This is a genomic window from Sphingobium sp. GW456-12-10-14-TSB1, assembly GCF_059424385.1.
In genome coordinates this window covers 3,105,071-3,124,006 of record NZ_JBWKZI010000001.1, presented here as the reverse complement: position 1 = coordinate 3,124,006, position 18,936 = coordinate 3,105,071, and the positions used below count along the sequence as shown (strand labels likewise).

Genomic DNA, 18,936 nt, shown 5'->3' with positions numbered 1-18,936 from the left:
ATGTCTCCCTGAATGATGGTTGGCGATCCGTATTGGATCATGCCGACAACGTTGCAGGAGGCGTGCCAGTTTGAAAAAATCGCGGAAAACCGTGAATTTTTAACTCAGCTTCTGAACATGGCGTGAATTTTTTGCCATTGGTTGGCAATATTTCCGAACTGTCCGCCATTTTTTCGCGATCGATTCAGATAATAGTTTCCTTGGCCGCTACAGGCGGAAAAATCACCGGCGCGTCACCCTCGCGCCAGGGCGGGACGCGCAGCATCGCGGCGGCAAACAGGGGACTATGCAAATGGATGTCGAGCCAGCGACGCAGATGGGGCAGCGGCTGCGCTTCGAACCAGGCCGGGTCGATTGCCGCGAACTGGCGGACGAAGGGGAAGATCGCCATGTCGGCCAATCCGCGCGCCGCGCCGCATAGCTGCGCGCTTTTGTGCAATCGACGGTCGAGCACATGCAGCCAGTCCAGCGCCGCGCCGCGGTGGACCGCCGGATCGCTGCCATGGCGATCGGGATATTTGGTCCGGTCCAGATGCATCTTGAACGGGCCGTCATTGGCGGCGATCAGGCCAGCATCGTCCCGCATCAGCCATCCTTCCGGATCGGCCCGCCCCAGCGCCCAACGCATGATGTCGATACTCTGGTCGATCACCTGCCCATCGGGCAGCACCAGCACCGGCACGGTCGCCTTGGCCGATGCCTGCCGCAACGCATCCGGCTTGTCGCGCAACACCACTTCGCGCAGCGCAACCGCCTGCCCGCTCACCAGCAAAGCCAGCCGGGCGCGCATCGCATAAGGGCAGCGGCGGAAGCTGTAGAGAATGGGAAGCGACGACATGGGAAACACCGCCCTTATCGCGCAAAAGCACCACGACAGCAATGGATCGACAGAAAACTGGCGGAGAGGCAGGGATTCGAACCCTGGGTACCGTCACCGGCACGCCGCATTTCGAGTGCGGTGCATTCGACCACTCTGCCACCTCTCCGCAGAAGGCCGGGACATGCGGCTTTTCGCACAGGAAAAGCCCGTCCCAACCGGGTCGAGCGCGGCCATTAGCGAATGAATCCCGCCTTGCCAAGCAGGCTTGTCGGTATTTTTCTTGTGTGGCGGGCGAAGGCTCCTAAATTGGACATATGAGAAACACGATTCAGATTTTCGGCACGGGCGTCAGCGCGCCGCCGATTGTCCATGCCAGCTTCAGCATTGGCGACGTCGTCAAGCATCGCATGTTTGGCTTTCGCGGCGTCGTGTTCGACATTGACCCGGTGTTCGCCAATAGCGAGGAATGGTATGACGCCATCCCTGAACATGCGCGGCCAGACAAGCAGCAGCCATTCTACCATCTGCTCGCCGAAAATGGCGAATCCAGCTATGTGGCCTATGTCAGCCAGCAGAATCTGATCGCCGACGACAGTGACGAGCCGGTCGATCACCCTGCCATTACAGGTATGTTCGGTGCCTATGCGGACGGCAAATATCGCCTGCGCCACCTCCATCGCCACTAGGGCGACCGCCGCGCTGCTGCTGGCGCTCGCCGTGCCCGGCGCGGCTGGCGCGCAGGCGCAGGATCGGCCGCCCAATCCCGACCCCGCCTTTCCGTTCGCGCGGGAGATCGAGGCTTTTGCCAAGGCCAATGCCAAAAGCCCTCCGGTCGATGGCGCGACCCTGTTCCTGGGCAGTTCCAGCATCCGACTGTGGGACATAGCGGCAAGCTTTACCGACATTCCGACCGTCAATCGCGGCTTTGGCGGGGCCAGCACCCCCGACGTGTTGCGCTATTATCGTCGCCTTCTCCCGCCGATCGAACCGCGCACGATCGTCGTCTATGTCGGCGAGAATGACCTGGCTGCGGGCGCCAGCCCCGACCGGGTCACCACCGACATATTGACCCTGCTCAAGCGGCTGCGCAGCGACTATCCGCGCGCGGCGATCGCCTTCCTTTCCCTGAAACCCAGCCCGATCCGCTGGACCTTATGGTCCAAAATGGCGGCGGTGAATCAGGCGATCGCCCATCGCGCCGCGAAGGAGCGCTTCACCTTCCTAGACGTCGGCAGCCTGTTATTGGCGCGTGACGGTCTGCCCGACGCCTCGCTCTTTCGCCCGGACGGACTGCATATGAATCCGCGCGGCTACCAGCGCTGGACGCGACTGGTCGACAATTGGCTCGATCACGCCACCCAGACGCCAAATGCGACAAGAAAGGCCTCCTGAGCCACCCGATTGCACTTTCCGATTGATCCATAGCCAAGCAACATTATTACAAGTCCGGGCGACAAGCGCCGAGCCAAGGGGATAAAGGGTGACAATGGAGAAGGCACAGGCCAGCGCGATGGCCGAACTGACGCTGCGCGGGGTGATCCTCGGCGCGCTCATCACGCTCATCTTCACTGCCGCCAACGTCTATCTTGGGCTCAAGATCGGGCTGACCTTCGCCACATCGATCCCCGCCGCCGTCATCTCGATGGCGGTGCTGCGCCTGTTCGCAACCGGCACGATCCTGGAAAATAATATCGTCCAGACCATCGCGTCGGCCGCAGGCACCTTGTCCGCGATCATCTTCGTGCTGCCGGGGCTGGTCATCATCGGCTGGTGGCAGGGCTTTCCCTACTGGCTTTCAGCCTGCACCATCGCCCTGGGCGGCATATTGGGCGTCATGTATTCCGTGCCGCTGCGCCGCGCGCTCGTCACCGGATCGCCCCTCCCCTATCCCGAAGGCGTCGCCGCCGCCGAAGTGCTGAAGGTCGGCGCCGGATCGCGGCTGGGCGAGGAAGAAAACAAGCGCGGCCTGTCCGCGATCCTGCTGAGCGCGCTGGCCGCCGCTGCCTTTTCCATCGTCGCCAAGACCCGGCTGCTGGCTGAGGAAGCCGCAACCTTCTTCAAATTCGGTGCAGGTGCGACATCCATGTCGACCAGCTTTTCCATGGCGCTGATCGGCGTTGGGCATCTGGTCGGCCTGTCGGTCGGCGTTGCCATGTTCGTGGGCCTGCTGATCAGCTGGGTCGGCATCGTCCCCTACCTGACAGCGCCCTTGCCCGCCGGCGCGGACCTGGCTGATCTGGTCGGCACCACCTTCCGCATGAAGGCGCGCTTCATCGGCGCAGGGACGATCGGCGTCGCCGCGATCTGGACCCTGCTCAAAATCCTTGGCCCCATCGTCAGCGGCATCCGGTCCGCCATGGTCGCCAACGCCACGCGCAAGGCGGGCAATGCCGGCCTGCTGGAACTGACCGAGCGCGACCTGCCGATCGGCATTGTCGGCGGCACCATCATTGCGTCAATGCTGCCCATCGGCGTGCTGCTGTGGATTTTTGCCCAGGGCGGGCCGATCGCGGCCAATCCCATTCCGGTGATCGCGCTGACTTTGGCCTATGTGCTGGTCGCGGGCATCGTCATCGCATCGGTCTGCGGCTATATGGCCGGCCTGATCGGCGCGTCCAACAGCCCGATTTCGGGCGTCGGCATCCTGGCCGTGCTGGGCGCGTCGCTGATGCTGGCAGCGATCTACGGCTCCGGCGGCGATCCCGATCGCGCGCAGGCGCTGGTCGCCTATGCGCTGTTCACCACCGCGATCGTGTTCGGCATCGCTACCATTTCCAACGACAATCTGCAGGATTTGAAAACCGGCCAGCTGGTCGGCGCGACCCCGTGGAAGCAGCAGATCGCGCTGATCCTGGGCGTGCTGTTCGGCGCGCTCGTCATCCCGCCGGTGCTCGACCTGCTCAACAGCGCCTTCGGTTTCGCCGGGGCGCCGGGGGCCGGACCCAATGCCCTGCCCGCCCCGCAGGCCGCGCTCATTTCGGCCCTGGCCAAGGGCGTGCTCGGCGGCGATCTCGACTGGGGATTGATCGGCATCGGCGCGGGGATCGGTGCGGTCGTCGTGCTGGTGGATGAATTGCTGGGCAAGGCAGGCAAGCTGCGCCTGCCTCCGCTGGCGGTGGGCATGGGCATCTATCTGCCGATGGCGCTCACCCTGCTGATCCCGGTCGGCGCGGTGATCGGCCATCTCTACAATCGCTGGGCGCTGCGCCAGTCGCACCCGGAATTTGCCGAGCGGATGGGCGTGCTGATGGCCACGGGTTTCATCGTGGGCGAAAGCCTGTTCGGCGTCGCCTTCGCCGGGATCGTCGCGGCGACGGACAGCGATACGCCCCTCGCGCTGGTCGGCGAAAGCCACTTGGCCATTCCCCTGTCGATCCTGATCTTCGCATCGGTGATCGGCGGCCTGTACGCCAAGTTGAGGCGCTGGGCTTCCGCGCCCCTGGCCTGACGACATCCGTCAAGCCCTGTCCTAAAGGGAAGCGGAAACGGATCGCTATTTGTGCATTGCTGATACTTTGGGAAGACTCACTAGACGGGCGCAGCGATGATCAACGACCATAACCAGGCAGGGCCGCCGGACGTAAACCAGGTCAGTCTGGATGATGCCGAGGCGGTCGACTATTGGACCCGCCGTTTCGGCGTATCGCGCGAGGAACTGGAGGAAGCGGTCGATACAGTGGGCGAAAGCGTCGACGCCGTCGCAGCCTATCTGAACGTCGCGCCCTGACGTGGGCCGGGATTAACCGCCTCTCGCACGAAATGGGCTGCCCCAGTCGGCTTGCGCGCGCCGTAACGTCATAAATGCAGCCTTCACGAATTTGTCACGGTTCTGGAATGACCCTGTAACATCAATCTCCCAATGCGCGCCCCAACGACAGGCGGGCGGACCAATACCGCATTGCCGCGCACAACAGGGAGTCCTAACGATGAACCACCGCCTTCGCGGCGTGAGCCGCTTTGCCATCATGCTTGCGCTCGCCAGCCCCGCTGCAGCAATTGCCGGCACAATCACGGGCACCGTGTCCGACGGCACCGGCACCCGCGCCCTGCAATCGACCCAATTGCGCATTGTCGAAACCGGCCACATTGCTGAAGCCGGACGCGACGGCAGCTACCGCTTCCCCGACATGGCGCCCGGCACCTATACCATCGAAGCGCGCTATACCGGTGCCGATCCGGTCCGCACCACGGTAGTCGTGCCTGCCAGCGGCGATGTCGATGCCGACATTCGCATCGGGTCGGACATCGATTCATCCATCATCGTTGTGGGTCAGCTGGCCAACCAGGCGTCCGCCCTATCGCGCCAACGTGCAGCCGACGGCGTCGAAAGCGTCCTGACCCGCGACGCCATCGGCCAGTTTCCTGACCAGAATGTCGCTGAATCGCTGCGCCGCCTGCCTGGCGTCAACATCCTGAACGACCAGGGCGAAGGCCGCTTCGTATCGGTCCGTGGCCTTGACCCCGAACTCAACGCCGCATCGGTCAATGGCGCCCGCCTGCCCGCGCCCGAAAGCGACGTTCGATCGGTCGCGCTGGATGTCGTCCCATCCGAACTGATCGAATCGATCGAGGTCAAGAAGTCGCTGACGCCCGATATGGACGCCGACACGATAGGCGCGTCGATCGAAATCAACACCACCAGCGCCTTCGACCGGAAGAAGGATCTCTATTCTGCAAAGGTGGAGGGCAGTTACAACGATTATGCCAACACCGTCACGCCAAAGGGCAGCGTCGACTTTTCGACCCGACTGACCGATCGGTTCGGCATTTCAGGTGGCCTGAGCTATTATAAGCGCCGGTTTGAAACCGATAATATCGAGGCGGCCGACTGGACCAGCAGCGACGATGGCATCGACTATGCCGAAACGCTGGAATATCGCGACTATGACGTGGCCCGCAAGCGGATCGGCGCCACGCTCAACATGGACTGGATGCCCAGCGACACCACGAAATTGTACGCGCGCGGTATCTACAATCAGTTTGACGACCATGAATATCGCCGCCGCCTGACCTTCGTTCTGGACGAGCAGCCTGCATCAGGTGGTGCCGACAGCGCAAACTTCACCGATGAGGACGGTCGCATCGAAGTGCGCCGGGATCTTAAAGACCGGTTCGAACGGCAACGCATCAAGTCGCTGGTTTTGGGCGGCACCACGGAAACCGGGCCATGGAAGCTGATCTATTCGGGCAGCTGGTCGGAATCGAGCGAAAAGGAAGCCGGATCGATCGATCCGATCCGCTGGCGCGCCCGTTTCGACGGAGATGGCGTGGACGTGAATTTCAACTATGCCGACCCGCGCATCCCGACATTCGACGTAACCAGCGGCGCTGATCTGTTCAACGACCCGTCGGAATATGCATTCAACCGCGTCGAGCAGACAATCCTGTCCGATTCTCGCGACCGCGAATATGCGATCAAGGGCGATATTGCCCGCGCCTTCGCAACGGATAGCGGCACCTTCACCGTCCAGGCAGGCATGAAGGCGCGCTGGCGCAAGAAAAGCTATGACTTCAACATGAACTATTATGACAAATCCGATCTCGATCTGGCGGATGTATTGGGTGACCAGACCTATCGTCTGGCCAATATCGGTCCGGTCCCGGCCAAGGGCGCAGCCACCGATTATTTCTATGCTAATCAGAGCGCGTTCCGGCTGGACCCCGTCGCCAGCGAATATGAGTCCGCCGCTGCCGACTATGACGCGAAGGAAGATGTGCTGGCCACATATCTGATGGGGCGTTGGGACAGTGAGACGCTGCGTCTGATCGGCGGCGTACGCATGGAACAGACCCGCAATGTCCTGCGTGGGAATCTGGTCGATACCGATGGCGATGAAAACAGCATAACGCCCAACATCTTCACCAAACATTATACCGACTGGCTGCCCAGCCTGACTGCGCGCCTGGAACCGTCGCAGGGGCTGGTTTTCCGTGCCGCGGGCTATAAGAGCCTGGTCCGTCCGAAGCTGTCGCAACTCGCGCCGCGTTTCCTGCGGGACGAGGATGGCGCGGCCGAATTCGGCAACCCGGATCTCAAGCCATTCCGCGCTTGGAACCTGGATGCGTCGGCTGAATGGTATTTCAGCCGCAATGGTGCGCTGACCGCTGGCCTGTTCTGGAAATCGATCAAAAACTATACCGCGCAGATCCGCGACTTTGACAATGGCAGCTATAACGGCGTTGCCTATAGCGAAGCGTCCTACTTCGTGAATGGCGACACCGCCAAGGTGAAGGGCGTCGAACTGTCCTTCAGCCAGGTGTTGAACTTTCTGCCTTCGCCGCTTGACGGACTGCTGGTGAACCTCAATTACAGCTATACCGACGCCAAGGCGAAGATCACCAGCTATGATGGTGACGATAATGCCTATCTGCGCACCATCGGCCTGCCCAACGCATCGAAGCACACCGCCAACGCCGTGCTGGGCTATGAAAAGGGTCCCCTCTCGCTGCGCGCAGCCGGCACCTATCGCAGCAAATATCTGGACGAGGTCGGCGACGCGCCCGACACGGACCGGATCGTCGACAATCATTTCCAGCTCGACCTGTCAGCCAAATATAAGGTTCTGCCGGGCGTGCGCCTGCTCGCAGACTGGGTGAACGTCAACAACGCCAAATATTTCGCCTATCAAAACTTCAACGGCAACAAGCGTCTGCTGCAATTTGAAGAATATAACTGGACCGTGAAGTTCGGCATGGCGGTGAATTTCTGATGAAAGCGATCGTCTCCGCCCTGCCCTTGCTCGCCCTCGCCGCCTGCGCGACGACGGGCGAACGGGAAGTCCCGGTGTCGGTTCGCATCGCCAATGCCACGCCCGCCGTCTCCGTGACTGCGCGCGGCGAGACTGCGCCGGTCGGCACGACCAATGCGGACGCGGCGGACGATCCCGCGATCTGGCGCAATGCTGCTGATCCTGCCGCCAGCCTGATCGTGGGCACGGACAAGAAGGCGGGCCTTTATGTCTATGGTCTGGACGGCAAGGTGCGCGACTTTCTGGACGCGGGCCGGGTCAATAATGTCGATCTGAAGGATGGGGTGACGATCAACGGCGAGCGCGGCATTCTGGTCGCCGCCAGCGACCGCAGCGCTGTTGCTGATGCCAAGATCGCGCTCTTCCGACTCGATCCCGCCACCGCCAAGCTGACCGCGTTGGGCAAGGTCGATGGCGGCGCTGGCGAAGCCTATGGCATCTGTATGGGGTCCGACGCTGACGGGCTTTACGCCTTCATCGTGCTGAAGGACGGGACGATCAATCAGGTCGCGCTCGACATGTCCGGCGCAGCGCCCATGGGTCGCATCGTCCGCACGCTCAAACTGGGTACGCAATCGGAAGGCTGCGCCGTCGATGACCGCACGGCACGCCTTTATGTCGCGGAGGAAGATGTCGGCCTGTGGCGTTTCGATGCGCGCGCGACCGGCCCGGCCACGCCAGTGCTGATCGCGGCGGCGGACGGCAAGAATCTGGTCATGGATGCCGAAGGCGTCGCCATCGCGCCCATGGGTGAGAAGGACGGCTATGTCCTCGTTTCCAGCCAGGGCGACAATGCCTATGTCGCCTATCGCCTGTCCGACGACGCCTATGTCGGCCGTTTCCGCGTGGTCGATGGCGCGATTGGCGGATCGGAAGAAACCGACGGCATCGAGCTGATGCTGGGCGATTTCGGCCCGCAATTCCCCGGCGGGCTGTTCGTGGCGCAGGACGGCCACAACGCGGCGGCGGCGCAGAATTTCAAGCTCGTGGCGTGGGACGATATCGTGAAGGCGCTGGGGCTGTAATGCCCCTCCCTTCAGGGAGGGGTTAGGGGAGGGGCTGTACACGCCCTCCCCCGACCCCTCCCGCAAGCGGGAGGGGAGCGATCAACTTTTACTTTTGTCCGGCGAACCAGGCCGCCAGCGGCGCCTTCAGCCGATTGCGCGTTTCGATCCGCGTCTTGATCGCGGCGATGGACCGATCCACCACCTTGCGCGATTCGGGCGTCAGATATTGGGTCGCATAGGCGTCCAGCTTGGTCGCCATCGCCGGGTCCGCCGATCCGCCGCCGAGCCGTGCGAGGGCCTGGCTGCGCGCCGACACGTCGATCAGCGCCTCATATTGCGCCCGGTGCGCCAGCACATAATCGACCGCCAGCATCGGATGTTCAGCGCCGACCTGCGCGATGATCGCCGCGCTGGTCGTCTTGCCCGGCTCGTCGGTCAGCGCCAGATCGAGCGCCTGCTGACCCAGCTTCTCATCCTTCGCCGCACCCAGCAGCGCGAACAGGCTGCTCTTTTCCAGATCGGTCTTGGCACCCTTGGCCATTGCGCGCAGCTTGTCCCAGGTTGCCTGGTCCGCATTCTTCGCGATGATCGCCAGCCACACATTGCGCAGCGGCCCGTCGAGCGCGGCGGGATCGCTCGCCAGCGCGGCAAAGCGACGGTTGGCTTCGGCGACCACCGCCTTGTCACCCATATCGCCCAGCGTGGATACTAGTGCCGATCGCAGCACCGGCACCTGCGCGCCTTCGCCCGCCTTCGCATCATAGCCGATGGCCGTGAGCGCCGGGGTCAGCTTGGCCGACGTATAGGCCGCGACCCGACCCTGCGCCGCCTTGTCGCTTTCCAGCATGGCATAGGCACTGTCGAGATAGCCCGGCACCTCCGCCAGCACGGCGGGGCTGGCGGCCATCGGCACTGCGTCGATCAGGTCCAGCGCCAGCCCGATCGGCTGATAACCGGCCAGCCCCAGCTGGAAATTATCCGCCAGCAATCCGGTCTGGTCGATCGAGGCCAGCTTGGTGAAATCCTTGGCCAGCGCCTGCACATTGGCGGCGGGATAGAGCGAGCGATAATAGCCCGTCTGCCCCGCATTGACGACATAGGCGCCGCAACCGGGCAGCGTCATCTGTCCCTTGCCCTGCAAAATCAACCGCTGCGGCGCGCCGCCGATCGTCTGCGCCATCACCGGCACATTCCATTTCAGCGGCGCCTTGCCCTTGGCATCGCGGCTATATTCGCCCTGGCTCAGGCTCAGCACCGTCTGCCCGCCCTGGCATTGCGCGCTTTCGACCGTCACCAGCGGGATGCCCGGCTGGCTGGTGAAATCATGGGCGATCGCGACCAGACCCTTGGCGCCCGCACCTTCGACTGCCTTCCACAGGTCATCGGTCACGGTGTTGCCATAGGCGTGTGCCTTCATATAGCTGCGGATGCCATTCTTCCACACATCCTCGCCGGCAAAGCCCTCCAGCATGGTGATGACCGCCTCACCCTTCTGGTAGGTGATGGCGTCGAACGCCTGATTGACCTGATCGACCGTGGTGATTTTCTGCACAACCGGATGGGTGGTCGCGAGCGAATCGAGGCTCATCGCCGCCTCGCGCCCGTCCACGCGGGTCAGCAGCATTTCCCAGTCGGGTTGCAGCTTGTCGGTCACCTTGGTCGCCATCCAGCTGGCGAAACCCTCGTTCAGCCAGAGATCGTCCCACCAGGCCATGGTGACCAGATCGCCGAACCATTGATGCGCCATTTCATGCGCGACGGTTTCGTAGATGCGCCGCTTGGTCGCTTCGGATGTGAAGCGCGGATCGACCAGCAGCGCGCGTTCAAAGGTGAAGATGGCGCCCCAATTTTCCATCGCGCTGAAAAACTGGCTCTGGCCCGGCCCGGCAACATTGTCGAGCTTGGGCAGCGGATAGGGCACGCCGAAATAATCGTTGAAATAGGGCAGGATATTGACTGACGCGTCCAGTGCCAGCGTCGCCTTGCCACTGTTGCCCTTGCCCGTGATCACGCCCACTTCGGTCGCGCCCGACATCTTGGTCGCGCGCTCCAGTTCGCCAAGGCCGAAGAAGAGCAGGTAGGAGGACATTTTGGGGCTGGTGCCGAACGTCACCTGGGTCTTGCCGCCGCCCAGATCCTTGGTGGTTTTCACCGGCATGTTGCCGACCGCCAGTTCGCCGGTCGGAATGATCGCGCTCAGATCGAACGTCGCTTTATAGCTTGGCTCGTCCCAGCTCGGCACGAAGCGGCGGGCATCGGGCGCCTCGAACTGGGTGAACAGCGCGCGCTTCGCCTGGCCTTCATTATTGGTATAGTCGAGCGCGAACAGCCCGTTCGCCTGCGTGTTGATGACACCGGCATAGGCGATCGCCAGCTTATACTGGCCCGGCGTCAGCGGCTTGCCGAAATCCAGCGTCACGGTCTGCGCCTCGGCATCCACCTTGGCGCTGCCCTTCATCGCCTTGCCCTTTGCCGGGGTCAGCATGACGTCGCCAATGCTGAGGTCAGCGGCGTTCAGCACCAGGGTGGGCATCGCCTTGCTGACTGTGACGTCGATCATCACCTTGCCGGTGAAGGAGAGGTTCGCCTCATCGGGCGTCACTTCAATGGCATAATGGGTCGGCGCAGCGCCACGCGGCAATTGGGTGGTGATTCCGGCAGCGGGACCGGCGGCGGTACCGGCCGAAGAACCAGATTGCGCCAGCGCGGGCGTGGCAAGGGCGATGGGTGCGGCCGCGATCAGCAGCGGCAGGATTTTGGCAAGCGACATAGGATTTCAGACTCCGACACGTCAGACAGGCTTGGGTCCGATCGGACCGGCACCGTGATGAAACGCGGGATAGCCCGTTTCGCTGCATCGGTCACGCGATGACATGGCGTCGCGATGTCGCTGGTCGAACATTGTTGTGCGTTCGTCAAACAGTGGGAGGCGCATAGCGCCGCCCTCCGTTCGCCCTGAGCCTGTCGAAGGGCCGCAGAGCGACGAGGCTTCGACAGGTTCAGCCCGAACGGATTTGGTTCTTCATCCCCGCCCGCGATAGCCGGGCACATCCTGCGCGGGCAGCCATAAATCCTGCGGCGGCGCGCCCGATTGCCAGAACACATCGATGGGGATGCCCCCGCGCGGATACCAATATCCGCCGATACGCAGCCAGACCGGCTTCATCTCCGTAAACAGCCGTTCGCCGATGCCCACCGTGCAATCCTCGTGAAAGGCGGCATGATTGCGGAATGAGCCCAGAAACAGCTTGAGCGATTTGGATTCGACGATCGTGTCGCCGGGCGCATAATCGATCACCAGATGCGCGAAATCGGGCTGGCCCGTCACCGGGCAGAGCGATGTGAATTCCGGCGCGGCAAAGCGGACCAGATAATTGCGGCCGGGGCGCGGATTGGGGACATAATCCAGCACCGCCTCTTCCGGGCGGGCGGGAAGGGCGCTGGTCTGGCCCAGATGGAGCGGGGTCAAGGCAGGGTCGGTCATGGCGCTGCCCTACGCGATTGCACGGCTGGTGTCATCGGCTTCTCATTGTTCACTTGCGGTTCAGCCGCGCTTGTGCCTTGGCTCGGCCCATGGGGTATCATCGTTCGTTCCTGTTCGCCGCGCCGTTGCTGCTTGCGCTGCCTGTTCATGCCCAGCAGGCGGAGGACGCCGCGCCGGTCTTTACCCTGCCCCCCACCAGCGCGCCGCAACCGGCCAATCCCAACCGGCAGGGGCCGGAACTCGACGTGTTCCGCGCGCCCGCGACAACAGCGGCCCCGCCGCCGGTCATAGCGCCGACGATCACGCCGACGCCCGCGCCCGCCCAGCCCGCGCCACAAGTCCCCGCTCAACGGGCCGCGCCACCGCCTGCCCGCCCGTCGCGCGCTACCCCGGAACAGACGGCGCCCCGTGCGGCAGCGGAACGCGCAACGCCCGAAGCTGAAAGCAGCCCAGCCCCTACTCCAGCGCCGGAGCGAACCAAAGACCCAGCGCCGGCATCAACGCCCGCGCCACAGCCTGCCCCGACGCCCGCCGCCAGTGCGCCAGAAGAAGCACCGCCGCCACCCGCGAACGCGAACACCACGCCCTGGCCGTGGATCATCGGCGGTGCGCTCTTGCTGCTGGCGCTCGCCGCCATCCTCCTGCTGCGCCGCCGTCGCCCGATCGCACCGGATGCGGCAGAGGTGGAGATCGCGCCGCCCGCGCCTGTTCCGGCTCCCGCCCCGCCCAAAGCCGCGGCTGCGCCAAAGCCCGCGCCGACGCCCGAACCCGCACCCGAACCTACATCCGTCGCCGCGACACCCGACGCGCCCGATCGCCCATGGCTGGACATGGCGCTGGACCTCAGCCTCGCGCGCTATTCGCTGGTCGGCATGACCGTGGGCTATACGCTATTGCTTCACAATCGGGGCGATACGCCCGCGCAGGACGTGCTGGTGCGCGGCATCATCGGCAACGCAGGGGCGCAGCAACAGGCGCTGCTCCAGTCCTTCTTCGCCCAGCAAAGCGGCCTGCCGCTCCATTCCGCCATGGCGATCATGCCGGGCGAAACCCGGCGGCTGACCGGCGAGTTGCGGCTGATGCCCGACGAGATCGTGCCGGTGACGATGGGCCAGCGCAGCCTGCTGATCCCGCTCGCCGCCTTCGACGCCAGCTATCACTGGGGACCGGATGGGGGCGAGCCGCAAGGGCATGGCCGCACCGCCCGCGCCTTCATATTGGGCCAGGAGCAGGAGCCGCCCGCCGACCGGCTTGCCCCGTTCCGCCTTGATCAGGGACCACGGCAATATCGCCGCCCCGCCACCCGCGCCGCAGGGGAACTGGTCCCGTCCTGATCCCTCTTTCCAGCCCTGCCTGCGCGCCCTACTAATAGGGTGTAGCGCCACGAAATCAGGCCAAAGGGCATTGCATGGACATTCTCGTTTCGACCGACTGGCTTGCCGCAGAACTGGGCAAGCCGGACCTTTGCATCCTCGACGCCAGCCTGTTCCTGCCCGGCACGCCGCGCGACCCGCGCGCCGAGTTCGAGGCCGCCCATATCCCCGGCGCGGCCTTCATGGACCTGCCGACCCTCAACGACCCCGACGATCCGACCCCCGGCATGCTGCCGCCAGACACGCTGATGACGCAGCGCGCGCAGGCGCTGGGCATCAACACCGACAGCCGCGTCATCGTCTATGACAATAGCCCCACCCACAGCGCGGCGCGCGGCTGGTGGATGGTGCGGCTCTATGGCCTGGGCGCATCGGCCGCGATTCTGGACGGCGGCCTGCCCAAATGGGTGGCGGAGGGCCGCGCGACACAGAGCGGCCCCGTCACCCCCGCAACCGGCAACGCCATCGCCCGCCGCGCCCCCGGTCAGGTCCGCACCAAGGCCGACCTGATCGCCAATCTGGCAAGCCATGACGCGCAAGTGCTGGACGCGCGCGGCGCGGGTCGCTTCACGGGGGAAGAGGCCGAACCGCGCCCCGGCATGGCGTCTGGCCATATCCCCGGATCGCGCAACCTGCCCTCCGCCGCCTTGTTCAATCCCGACAACAGCATGAAGACGGGGGACGATCTGCGCCAGTTGTTGCACGACGCGGGAATCGACCTTGACCGCCCGGTCATCACCACCTGCGGCAGCGGCGTGACCGCGGCGATCCTGCTGGCGGGCCTTGAAATGCTGGGGAATCGCGACGTTACCCTTTATGACGGCAGCTGGTCCGAATGGGGCTATGATCCCGCCACGCCCAAGGCGACCGGCCCGGCATGAGCAAGGGGGGATCGGACAAGGACGCGCGCAAGCCGCTGACCAAGCTGGCGCAGGCGGGGCGCAAGCCCGAATGGACCGGCATGCCCGGCCAGCCCGGCGCGATCGTCAGCCCGCCGGTCTGGCGCGCATCGACCGTCCTTTATGATGATGTCGCCCATCTGCGCCGCGCGGCAGGCAGCAGCACGCATGAGCGGCTGTTCTACGGGCGAAAGGGGACGCCGACGGCCTGGAGCCTCGCCGACGCGCTCACCGAAATGGAACCGGGCGCGGCCGGCACGATGCTGTTTCCGTCGGGCGTCGCGGCGATTGCCTGCGCGCTGATGGCGGTGCTCAAGCCCGGCGACCGGCTGTTGATGGTTGACAGCGCCTATGACCCGACCCGCAACTTCTGCACGCAAATGCTTGATGGTTACGGTATCGAAACGATATTTTACGATCCGCTCGATCATGTTCAGCTTAGTGTCGCCTTAGCCGATGAGAGGGTCCGCGCCCTCTTCCTGGAAAGCCCCGGCAGCCTGACCTTCGAGGTGCAGGACGTGCCCGCCATCACCGCGCTCGCGCGCCAGCATGGCGTCACGACCCTGGCCGACAATACTTGGGCGACGCCGCTCTATTTCCCCGCCCTGTCCCATGGCGTCGACATCTCGATCCTGGCCTGCACCAAATATATTGTCGGCCACAGCGATGTCATGATGGGCAGCATCACCGCTAACGACCAATGGTTCGCCAAAGTCCGGCAGACCGCCTATCTGCTGGGACAGATGGTCAGCCCCGACGACGCCTGGCTCGCGTCGCGCGGGCTGCGGACGCTCGGCGTGCGCCTCAAACAGCATCAGGACAGCGCGCTTGCCGTTGCCCGCTGGCTGAAGGATCAGCCGGAGGTCGCCCGCGTCCTTCACCCCGCCCTGCCCGACTGCCCCGGTCACGCCCTGTGGCAGCGCGATTTCAGCGGATCGACCGGCCTGTTCAGCTTCATCCTGAACGGCGGCGACGATGCGGCCCGCGCCGCCCTGATCGACGGCCTGGCCCATTTCGGGATCGGCTATAGCTGGGGCGGCTTTGAAAGCCTGGCCCTGCCGATCGATCCCGCCCGCTACCGCAGCGCGACCGTCTGGCAGGCACAGGGACCGGCCATCCGCCTTCATATCGGCCTGGAAGATTCAGCCGACCTGATCGCCGACCTCGCCGCCGGCCTTGCCCGTTTCCGCGCCGTCCGCGACGGGGCGTAGGGCGATGCTATCGGGCATAGACTGGCTGTTGGCCCATGTCCCCGACGACAGCGGCATCATCCATCCGCTGATCGCATTGGCGTTCGCGCTGCTGCTCCACCTGGCCGCCGCCGGGTGCGCCCGCTTCATCGGCCCTCGCCTCCAGCCGCGCGCCCAGGTCATGGGACCAGCCTTCGCCCTGCGGCTCCGGGCGATGCTGCGCTACGCCATTTCCGCTTTGATGATCGGCATCGCCGCCGCCTTCTGGCCCCATGATTCGGTCGGCCACCTGGTCCTGGGCATCGGCCTTGGCCTCTCGGTCGGGCTGCTCGCCGTCTATGCGCTGCGGACCCTGGCCATTCCCCGCTGGGCGGTATTGCCGCTGGCGCTCCTGCTGTTCCTCAGCATCGTGTCGGGCACCAGTGGCGGCCTTGCCCCGGTTGGCGCGATGCTCGACACGGTCGGCATCAGCCTTGGCAAGCGGCGCATCACCCTGCTGGGGCTGCTTTCCATCGCCGCCACCTGCGTCGCGCTCTTCGCGCTCGTCCGCCTCGCCAACCGGCTGATCGGGCGATCGATCGACCATACGCAGGGCTTCGACCCGACCCAGAAGCTGCTGGCGCAAAAACTCGCGGCGATCGCGGTCATCGTCGCCGCCTTCTTCATCGGCGTCGACCTGCTGGGCATAGACCTCACGGCCTTTGCCGTCTTTTCCGGCGCGCTGGGCCTGGCCGTGGGCTTTGGCCTGCAAAAGACGTTCGGCAACCTGATCGCGGGGATCATCCTGTTGATGGATCGCTCGATCAAGCCGGGCGACGTCATCGTTGTCGGCGACAGTTTCGGCTGGGTGAACAAGATCGGCGTCCGCGCCGTCAGCGTCATCACCCGCGACGGCAAGGAACATCTGATCCCCAACGAAAATCTGATGACGCAGGAGGTAGAGAACTGGTCCTATTCCAACCGGAATGTGCGCGTCCGCATTCCCGTGGGGATCAGCTATGATTGCGATCTTGCGCTGGCGCAAAGCCTGATGCGGCAGGCCGCGCTCGATTGCCGGCGCGTGCTGCGCGAACCCGAACCCAATGTCTGGCTGATCGGCTTTGGCGACAGTCGCGTCGATCATGAGATTCTGGTGTGGATCAGCGACCCGGAAGGTGGCGTCAGCAATGTGAAGTCGGACGTCCTCAACCGGCTGTGGCACCTGTTCAAGGATAATGGCATCATCATCCCCTACCCCCAGCGCGTGATCCACGCCGCCCCGGTGCGCCCGGCCTCGCCCGGCCCCGACCTTTCGTCCACCTCGTAGCTTTACGGGTCGCGCCAGCGCGCCCGCCCGCCTATATGGATGCCATGTCGATCCTGCTGCCAGCCCTCGTCTTTCTAGCGACCGTTATTGCGATGGAGGGCTTTGCCTATGTCATGCACCGCTGGGTGATGCACGGGCCGGGCTGGTTCCTGCATGCCAGCCACCATCGCCCGCGTTTGGGAATGTGGGAGGCCAATGATCTCTATTTCGTGATCTTCGCCCTGCCCTCCATCATCCTGCTGCTGGGCGGGGTGCAATGGGGCTGGGGCAATCTGGCCACCGCCTGCGGTGCCGGGATCGCGGCCTATGGCGCGATTTACCTGGGCTTCCACGACATCATCGTCCACCAGCGGGTGAAGAACCGTTATGTCGCCCGTTCTCCCTATATGAAGCGCATCGTGCAGGCGCACCGGCTGCATCATGTGGTCGAGACCAAGGAAGGCACGGTCAGCTTCGGGTTTCTCGTAGCCCCGCGCCCGGAGGATCTGAAACGCGAACTTGCCAGCCGCAATCGGGCGGGCGTGCGGACAGCGAGTGGCGCGGCGAAAGGCGGCTAACACAACATCCGTTCGTTTCGAGCGTAGTAGAGAAACTTGCGCTGAACGTTTCTCGACTACGCTCGAAACGAACGGAACAATGTCTATTTACTCCGCCGCGTCCGGCAACGCCCGCAGCGCCTCGGCCGAAGCTGGATCACGCACCAGCGCATCGACCGGCGCCAGTTCCTCCAATTCCTTGCCGCCCGTCTCGATATTGAGGTCGCGCAGCTTGCGCCCGGTCACCAGCACCCGGCTTTCGAAGCTGCCGACAAAGGCGTTATAGTCGCCCACCGCGCCGTGCAGCCGGTTGCCGAGCTTCTTGAGCGATGCCGCCGCCGCCGCCAGCCGCTCATATAATTCCTTGCCCAACTGGCCGACCTGTCGCGCCTGATCCTGCAACTTGGCCTGCCGCCAATGCCCCGCCAGCGTCCGCGCGAGCGGCAGGAAGGTCGCAGGGCCGCAGATGATGACCCGGTTTTTCGCCGCCCGTTCCCACAGGTCCATGTCCGCCTCCAGCGCGGCGGTGACGAAATTATCGCCCGGCACATACATGATGACGAAATCGGGCGCCTTGTCGAACTGCTCCCAATAGGCCTTGCGTCCCAGCGCGTCGGCATGGGTCCGCATAGCACGGGCATGGTCGGCCATATGCGCGTCGCGAAGCGCGGGATCGACCTGATCGACGGCATTGAGATAGGCGACGAGCGAACATTTGACATCGACCACCATCTGCTGGTCGCCGGGCAGGCGGATGATGAAGTCGGGGCGCAAACGGCCATCCTCGACCGTCACCGAAACTTCCTCGCTGAAATCGACGAAGGGAGACAGGCCCGCCGTTTCGATCAGATTCTTGAACTGCTGTTCGCCCCAGCGACCCCGCGTCTTGGGCGCGGCGCGCAGCGCATTGACGAGCTTGGCGGTTTCTTCGCGGACCTGCCCCTGTCCCAGCTGCACCTGGTTTACCGCCTCGCGCAGTTCGGCATAGCTGCCGACGCGATCCTTCTCGACCCGCTGGAGGCCTTCCTCGTAGCGTTTGAGCGTCGTTTCGACCGGGGACAATAGCGTCTTGAGCTGCGCCTCGCTCTTCTCGTTCGCCTGGGCAAACCGCTGGTCGGCCCGATCGAGGAAGGTCTTTTGCGCTTCCCCCAGCAGCTTGCCGCCAATTTCGCTGAACTGGGCCGACAATTGCTCTTTGGCGTCGCGAAGCGCCACGATCTGCGCTTCGAAGGCTTCCGCCCGCGCCTGCGTATCCGACTGGAGCGCCGCCAGGTCGCGCAAGGCCGCCTCGCGCTCGGCCTGCGCGGTGTCGAGCCGCTGGGCAAGCGCGGTCTGCGCCGCTTCCAGCCGCTGCGCCGATGCCGCCGCCTGCGCCACCCGCTCCTTCTCCACCGCCAGTTCGCTGATCGCCGCGTTGCGCTGACTGACCGCCATCTCCAGTCGGCCTGCAAGGTCGGTTTTCTCCGCCATCAGCGGGCCAAGCGCCTTCCCGCGCAGCAGCCAGCCAACCGCCAACCCGATGAGCAATGCAACGACAATCAACAGGATCGGCAGGATTTCCATGAGCAGCCC

15 protein-coding genes and 1 tRNA gene are annotated in these 18,936 nt (G+C 64.3%); 11 read left to right on the top strand and 5 right to left on the bottom strand.

Annotation, left to right across the window (positions count from 1 at the left end):
• Window positions 1-184: 184 nt before the first annotated feature.
• Complete coding sequence (locus tag AC07X9_RS15280; RefSeq protein WP_017181677.1) at window positions 185-838, bottom strand: glutathione S-transferase; 654 nt, start codon at window positions 836-838, stop codon at window positions 185-187.
• A gap of 58 nt (window positions 839-896) precedes the next feature.
• Window positions 897-986: transfer RNA gene (locus AC07X9_RS15275), tRNA-Ser, on the bottom strand.
• 148 nt (window positions 987-1,134) lie between these two features.
• Here AC07X9_RS15275 and hspQ point away from each other — a divergent pair.
• From hspQ to AC07X9_RS15245, 6 genes are all read left to right on the top strand, one after another.
• Window positions 1,135-1,506, top strand: coding sequence for a heat shock protein HspQ (gene hspQ / locus AC07X9_RS15270; protein WP_017181678.1), 372 nt, complete (start codon window positions 1,135-1,137; stop codon window positions 1,504-1,506).
• Complete coding sequence (locus tag AC07X9_RS15265; protein ID WP_017181679.1) at window positions 1,463-2,212, top strand: GDSL-type esterase/lipase family protein; 750 nt, start codon at window positions 1,463-1,465, stop codon at window positions 2,210-2,212. Before hspQ ends, AC07X9_RS15265 begins: the two co-directional genes overlap by 44 nt.
• A 94-nt stretch (window positions 2,213-2,306) precedes the next feature.
• Window positions 2,307-4,268 (top strand): OPT family oligopeptide transporter, encoded by a 1,962-nt coding sequence (locus AC07X9_RS15260; RefSeq protein WP_017181680.1) that lies wholly within the window; start codon window positions 2,307-2,309, stop codon window positions 4,266-4,268.
• Between the two features lie 96 nt (window positions 4,269-4,364).
• Window positions 4,365-4,547 (top strand): DUF3606 domain-containing protein, encoded by a 183-nt coding sequence (locus AC07X9_RS15255; RefSeq protein WP_017181681.1) that lies wholly within the window; start codon window positions 4,365-4,367, stop codon window positions 4,545-4,547.
• 199 nt (window positions 4,548-4,746) lie between these two features.
• On the top strand, window positions 4,747-7,530 hold the full coding sequence (locus AC07X9_RS15250) for a TonB-dependent receptor (RefSeq protein ID WP_017181682.1): 2,784 nt from the start codon (window positions 4,747-4,749) through the stop codon (window positions 7,528-7,530).
• On the top strand, window positions 7,530-8,594 hold the full coding sequence (locus AC07X9_RS15245; RefSeq protein ID WP_017181683.1) for a phytase: 1,065 nt from the start codon (window positions 7,530-7,532) through the stop codon (window positions 8,592-8,594). Before AC07X9_RS15250 ends, AC07X9_RS15245 begins: the two co-directional genes overlap by 1 nt.
• Before the next feature lie 88 nt (window positions 8,595-8,682).
• On the opposite strand, the gene AC07X9_RS15240 is transcribed toward AC07X9_RS15245, so the two are convergent.
• Both AC07X9_RS15240 and queF read right to left on the bottom strand, forming a co-directional pair.
• Complete coding sequence (locus tag AC07X9_RS15240; protein ID WP_017181684.1) at window positions 8,683-11,346, bottom strand: M1 family metallopeptidase; 2,664 nt, start codon at window positions 11,344-11,346, stop codon at window positions 8,683-8,685.
• A 252-nt stretch (window positions 11,347-11,598) separates the two neighbouring features.
• Window positions 11,599-12,060: a preQ(1) synthase gene (gene queF, locus AC07X9_RS15235; RefSeq protein WP_017181686.1), complete on the bottom strand. Its 462-nt coding sequence runs from the start codon at window positions 12,058-12,060 to the stop codon at window positions 11,599-11,601.
• 89 nt (window positions 12,061-12,149) lie between these two features.
• Here queF and AC07X9_RS15230 point away from each other — a divergent pair, with 89 nt between their 5' ends.
• From AC07X9_RS15230 to AC07X9_RS15210, 5 genes are all read left to right on the top strand, one after another.
• Window positions 12,150-13,394, top strand: coding sequence for a hypothetical protein (locus AC07X9_RS15230; protein ID WP_017181687.1), 1,245 nt, complete (start codon window positions 12,150-12,152; stop codon window positions 13,392-13,394).
• A 74-nt stretch (window positions 13,395-13,468) separates the two neighbouring features.
• Window positions 13,469-14,314 carry a sulfurtransferase gene (locus AC07X9_RS15225; protein WP_017181688.1) on the top strand — a complete coding sequence of 282 codons (846 nt, stop codon included), beginning with the start codon at window positions 13,469-13,471 and terminating at the stop codon, window positions 14,312-14,314.
• The gene (gene metC, locus AC07X9_RS15220) at window positions 14,311-15,543 is read left to right on the top strand and encodes a cystathionine beta-lyase (protein ID WP_017181689.1); all 1,233 of its coding nucleotides are present in this window, start codon (window positions 14,311-14,313) and stop codon (window positions 15,541-15,543) included. Before AC07X9_RS15225 ends, metC begins: the two co-directional genes overlap by 4 nt.
• A gap of 4 nt (window positions 15,544-15,547) precedes the next feature.
• Window positions 15,548-16,828 (top strand): mechanosensitive ion channel family protein, encoded by a 1,281-nt coding sequence (locus tag AC07X9_RS15215; RefSeq protein WP_017181690.1) that lies wholly within the window; start codon window positions 15,548-15,550, stop codon window positions 16,826-16,828.
• Between the two features lie 44 nt (window positions 16,829-16,872).
• Window positions 16,873-17,385, top strand: a complete 513-nt coding sequence (locus tag AC07X9_RS15210) for a sterol desaturase family protein (RefSeq protein ID WP_026002142.1) — start codon at window positions 16,873-16,875, stop codon at window positions 17,383-17,385.
• Window positions 17,386-17,472: 87 nt separating this feature from the next.
• Here AC07X9_RS15210 and AC07X9_RS15205 read toward each other — a convergent pair whose 3' ends face one another.
• Window positions 17,473-18,927, bottom strand: coding sequence for a DNA recombination protein RmuC (locus tag AC07X9_RS15205; RefSeq protein ID WP_017181692.1), 1,455 nt, complete (start codon window positions 18,925-18,927; stop codon window positions 17,473-17,475).
• Window positions 18,928-18,936: the final 9 nt, after the last annotated feature.

Coding starts and splice junctions, on each gene's coding strand:
- AC07X9_RS15260 (WP_017181680.1), top strand. CDS start 2,307: ATGGAGAAGGCACAGGCCAGCGCGATGGCCGAACTGACGCTGCGCGGG.
- AC07X9_RS15240 (WP_017181684.1), bottom strand. CDS start 11,346: ATGTCGCTTGCCAAAATCCTGCCGCTGCTGATCGCGGCCGCACCCATC.
- AC07X9_RS15230 (WP_017181687.1), top strand. CDS start 12,150: ATGGGGTATCATCGTTCGTTCCTGTTCGCCGCGCCGTTGCTGCTTGCG.
- AC07X9_RS15245 (WP_017181683.1), top strand. CDS start 7,530: ATGAAAGCGATCGTCTCCGCCCTGCCCTTGCTCGCCCTCGCCGCCTGC.
- AC07X9_RS15265 (WP_017181679.1), top strand. CDS start 1,463: ATGCGGACGGCAAATATCGCCTGCGCCACCTCCATCGCCACTAGGGCG.
- AC07X9_RS15210 (WP_026002142.1), top strand. CDS start 16,873: ATGTCGATCCTGCTGCCAGCCCTCGTCTTTCTAGCGACCGTTATTGCG.
- AC07X9_RS15280 (WP_017181677.1), bottom strand. CDS start 838: ATGTCGTCGCTTCCCATTCTCTACAGCTTCCGCCGCTGCCCTTATGCG.
- AC07X9_RS15215 (WP_017181690.1), top strand. CDS start 15,548: ATGCTATCGGGCATAGACTGGCTGTTGGCCCATGTCCCCGACGACAGC.
- AC07X9_RS15250 (WP_017181682.1), top strand. CDS start 4,747: ATGAACCACCGCCTTCGCGGCGTGAGCCGCTTTGCCATCATGCTTGCG.
- AC07X9_RS15205 (WP_017181692.1), bottom strand. CDS start 18,927: ATGGAAATCCTGCCGATCCTGTTGATTGTCGTTGCATTGCTCATCGGG.
- hspQ (WP_017181678.1), top strand. CDS start 1,135: ATGAGAAACACGATTCAGATTTTCGGCACGGGCGTCAGCGCGCCGCCG.
- metC (WP_017181689.1), top strand. CDS start 14,311: ATGAGCAAGGGGGGATCGGACAAGGACGCGCGCAAGCCGCTGACCAAG.
- AC07X9_RS15255 (WP_017181681.1), top strand. CDS start 4,365: ATGATCAACGACCATAACCAGGCAGGGCCGCCGGACGTAAACCAGGTC.
- AC07X9_RS15225 (WP_017181688.1), top strand. CDS start 13,469: ATGGACATTCTCGTTTCGACCGACTGGCTTGCCGCAGAACTGGGCAAG.
- queF (WP_017181686.1), bottom strand. CDS start 12,060: ATGACCGACCCTGCCTTGACCCCGCTCCATCTGGGCCAGACCAGCGCC.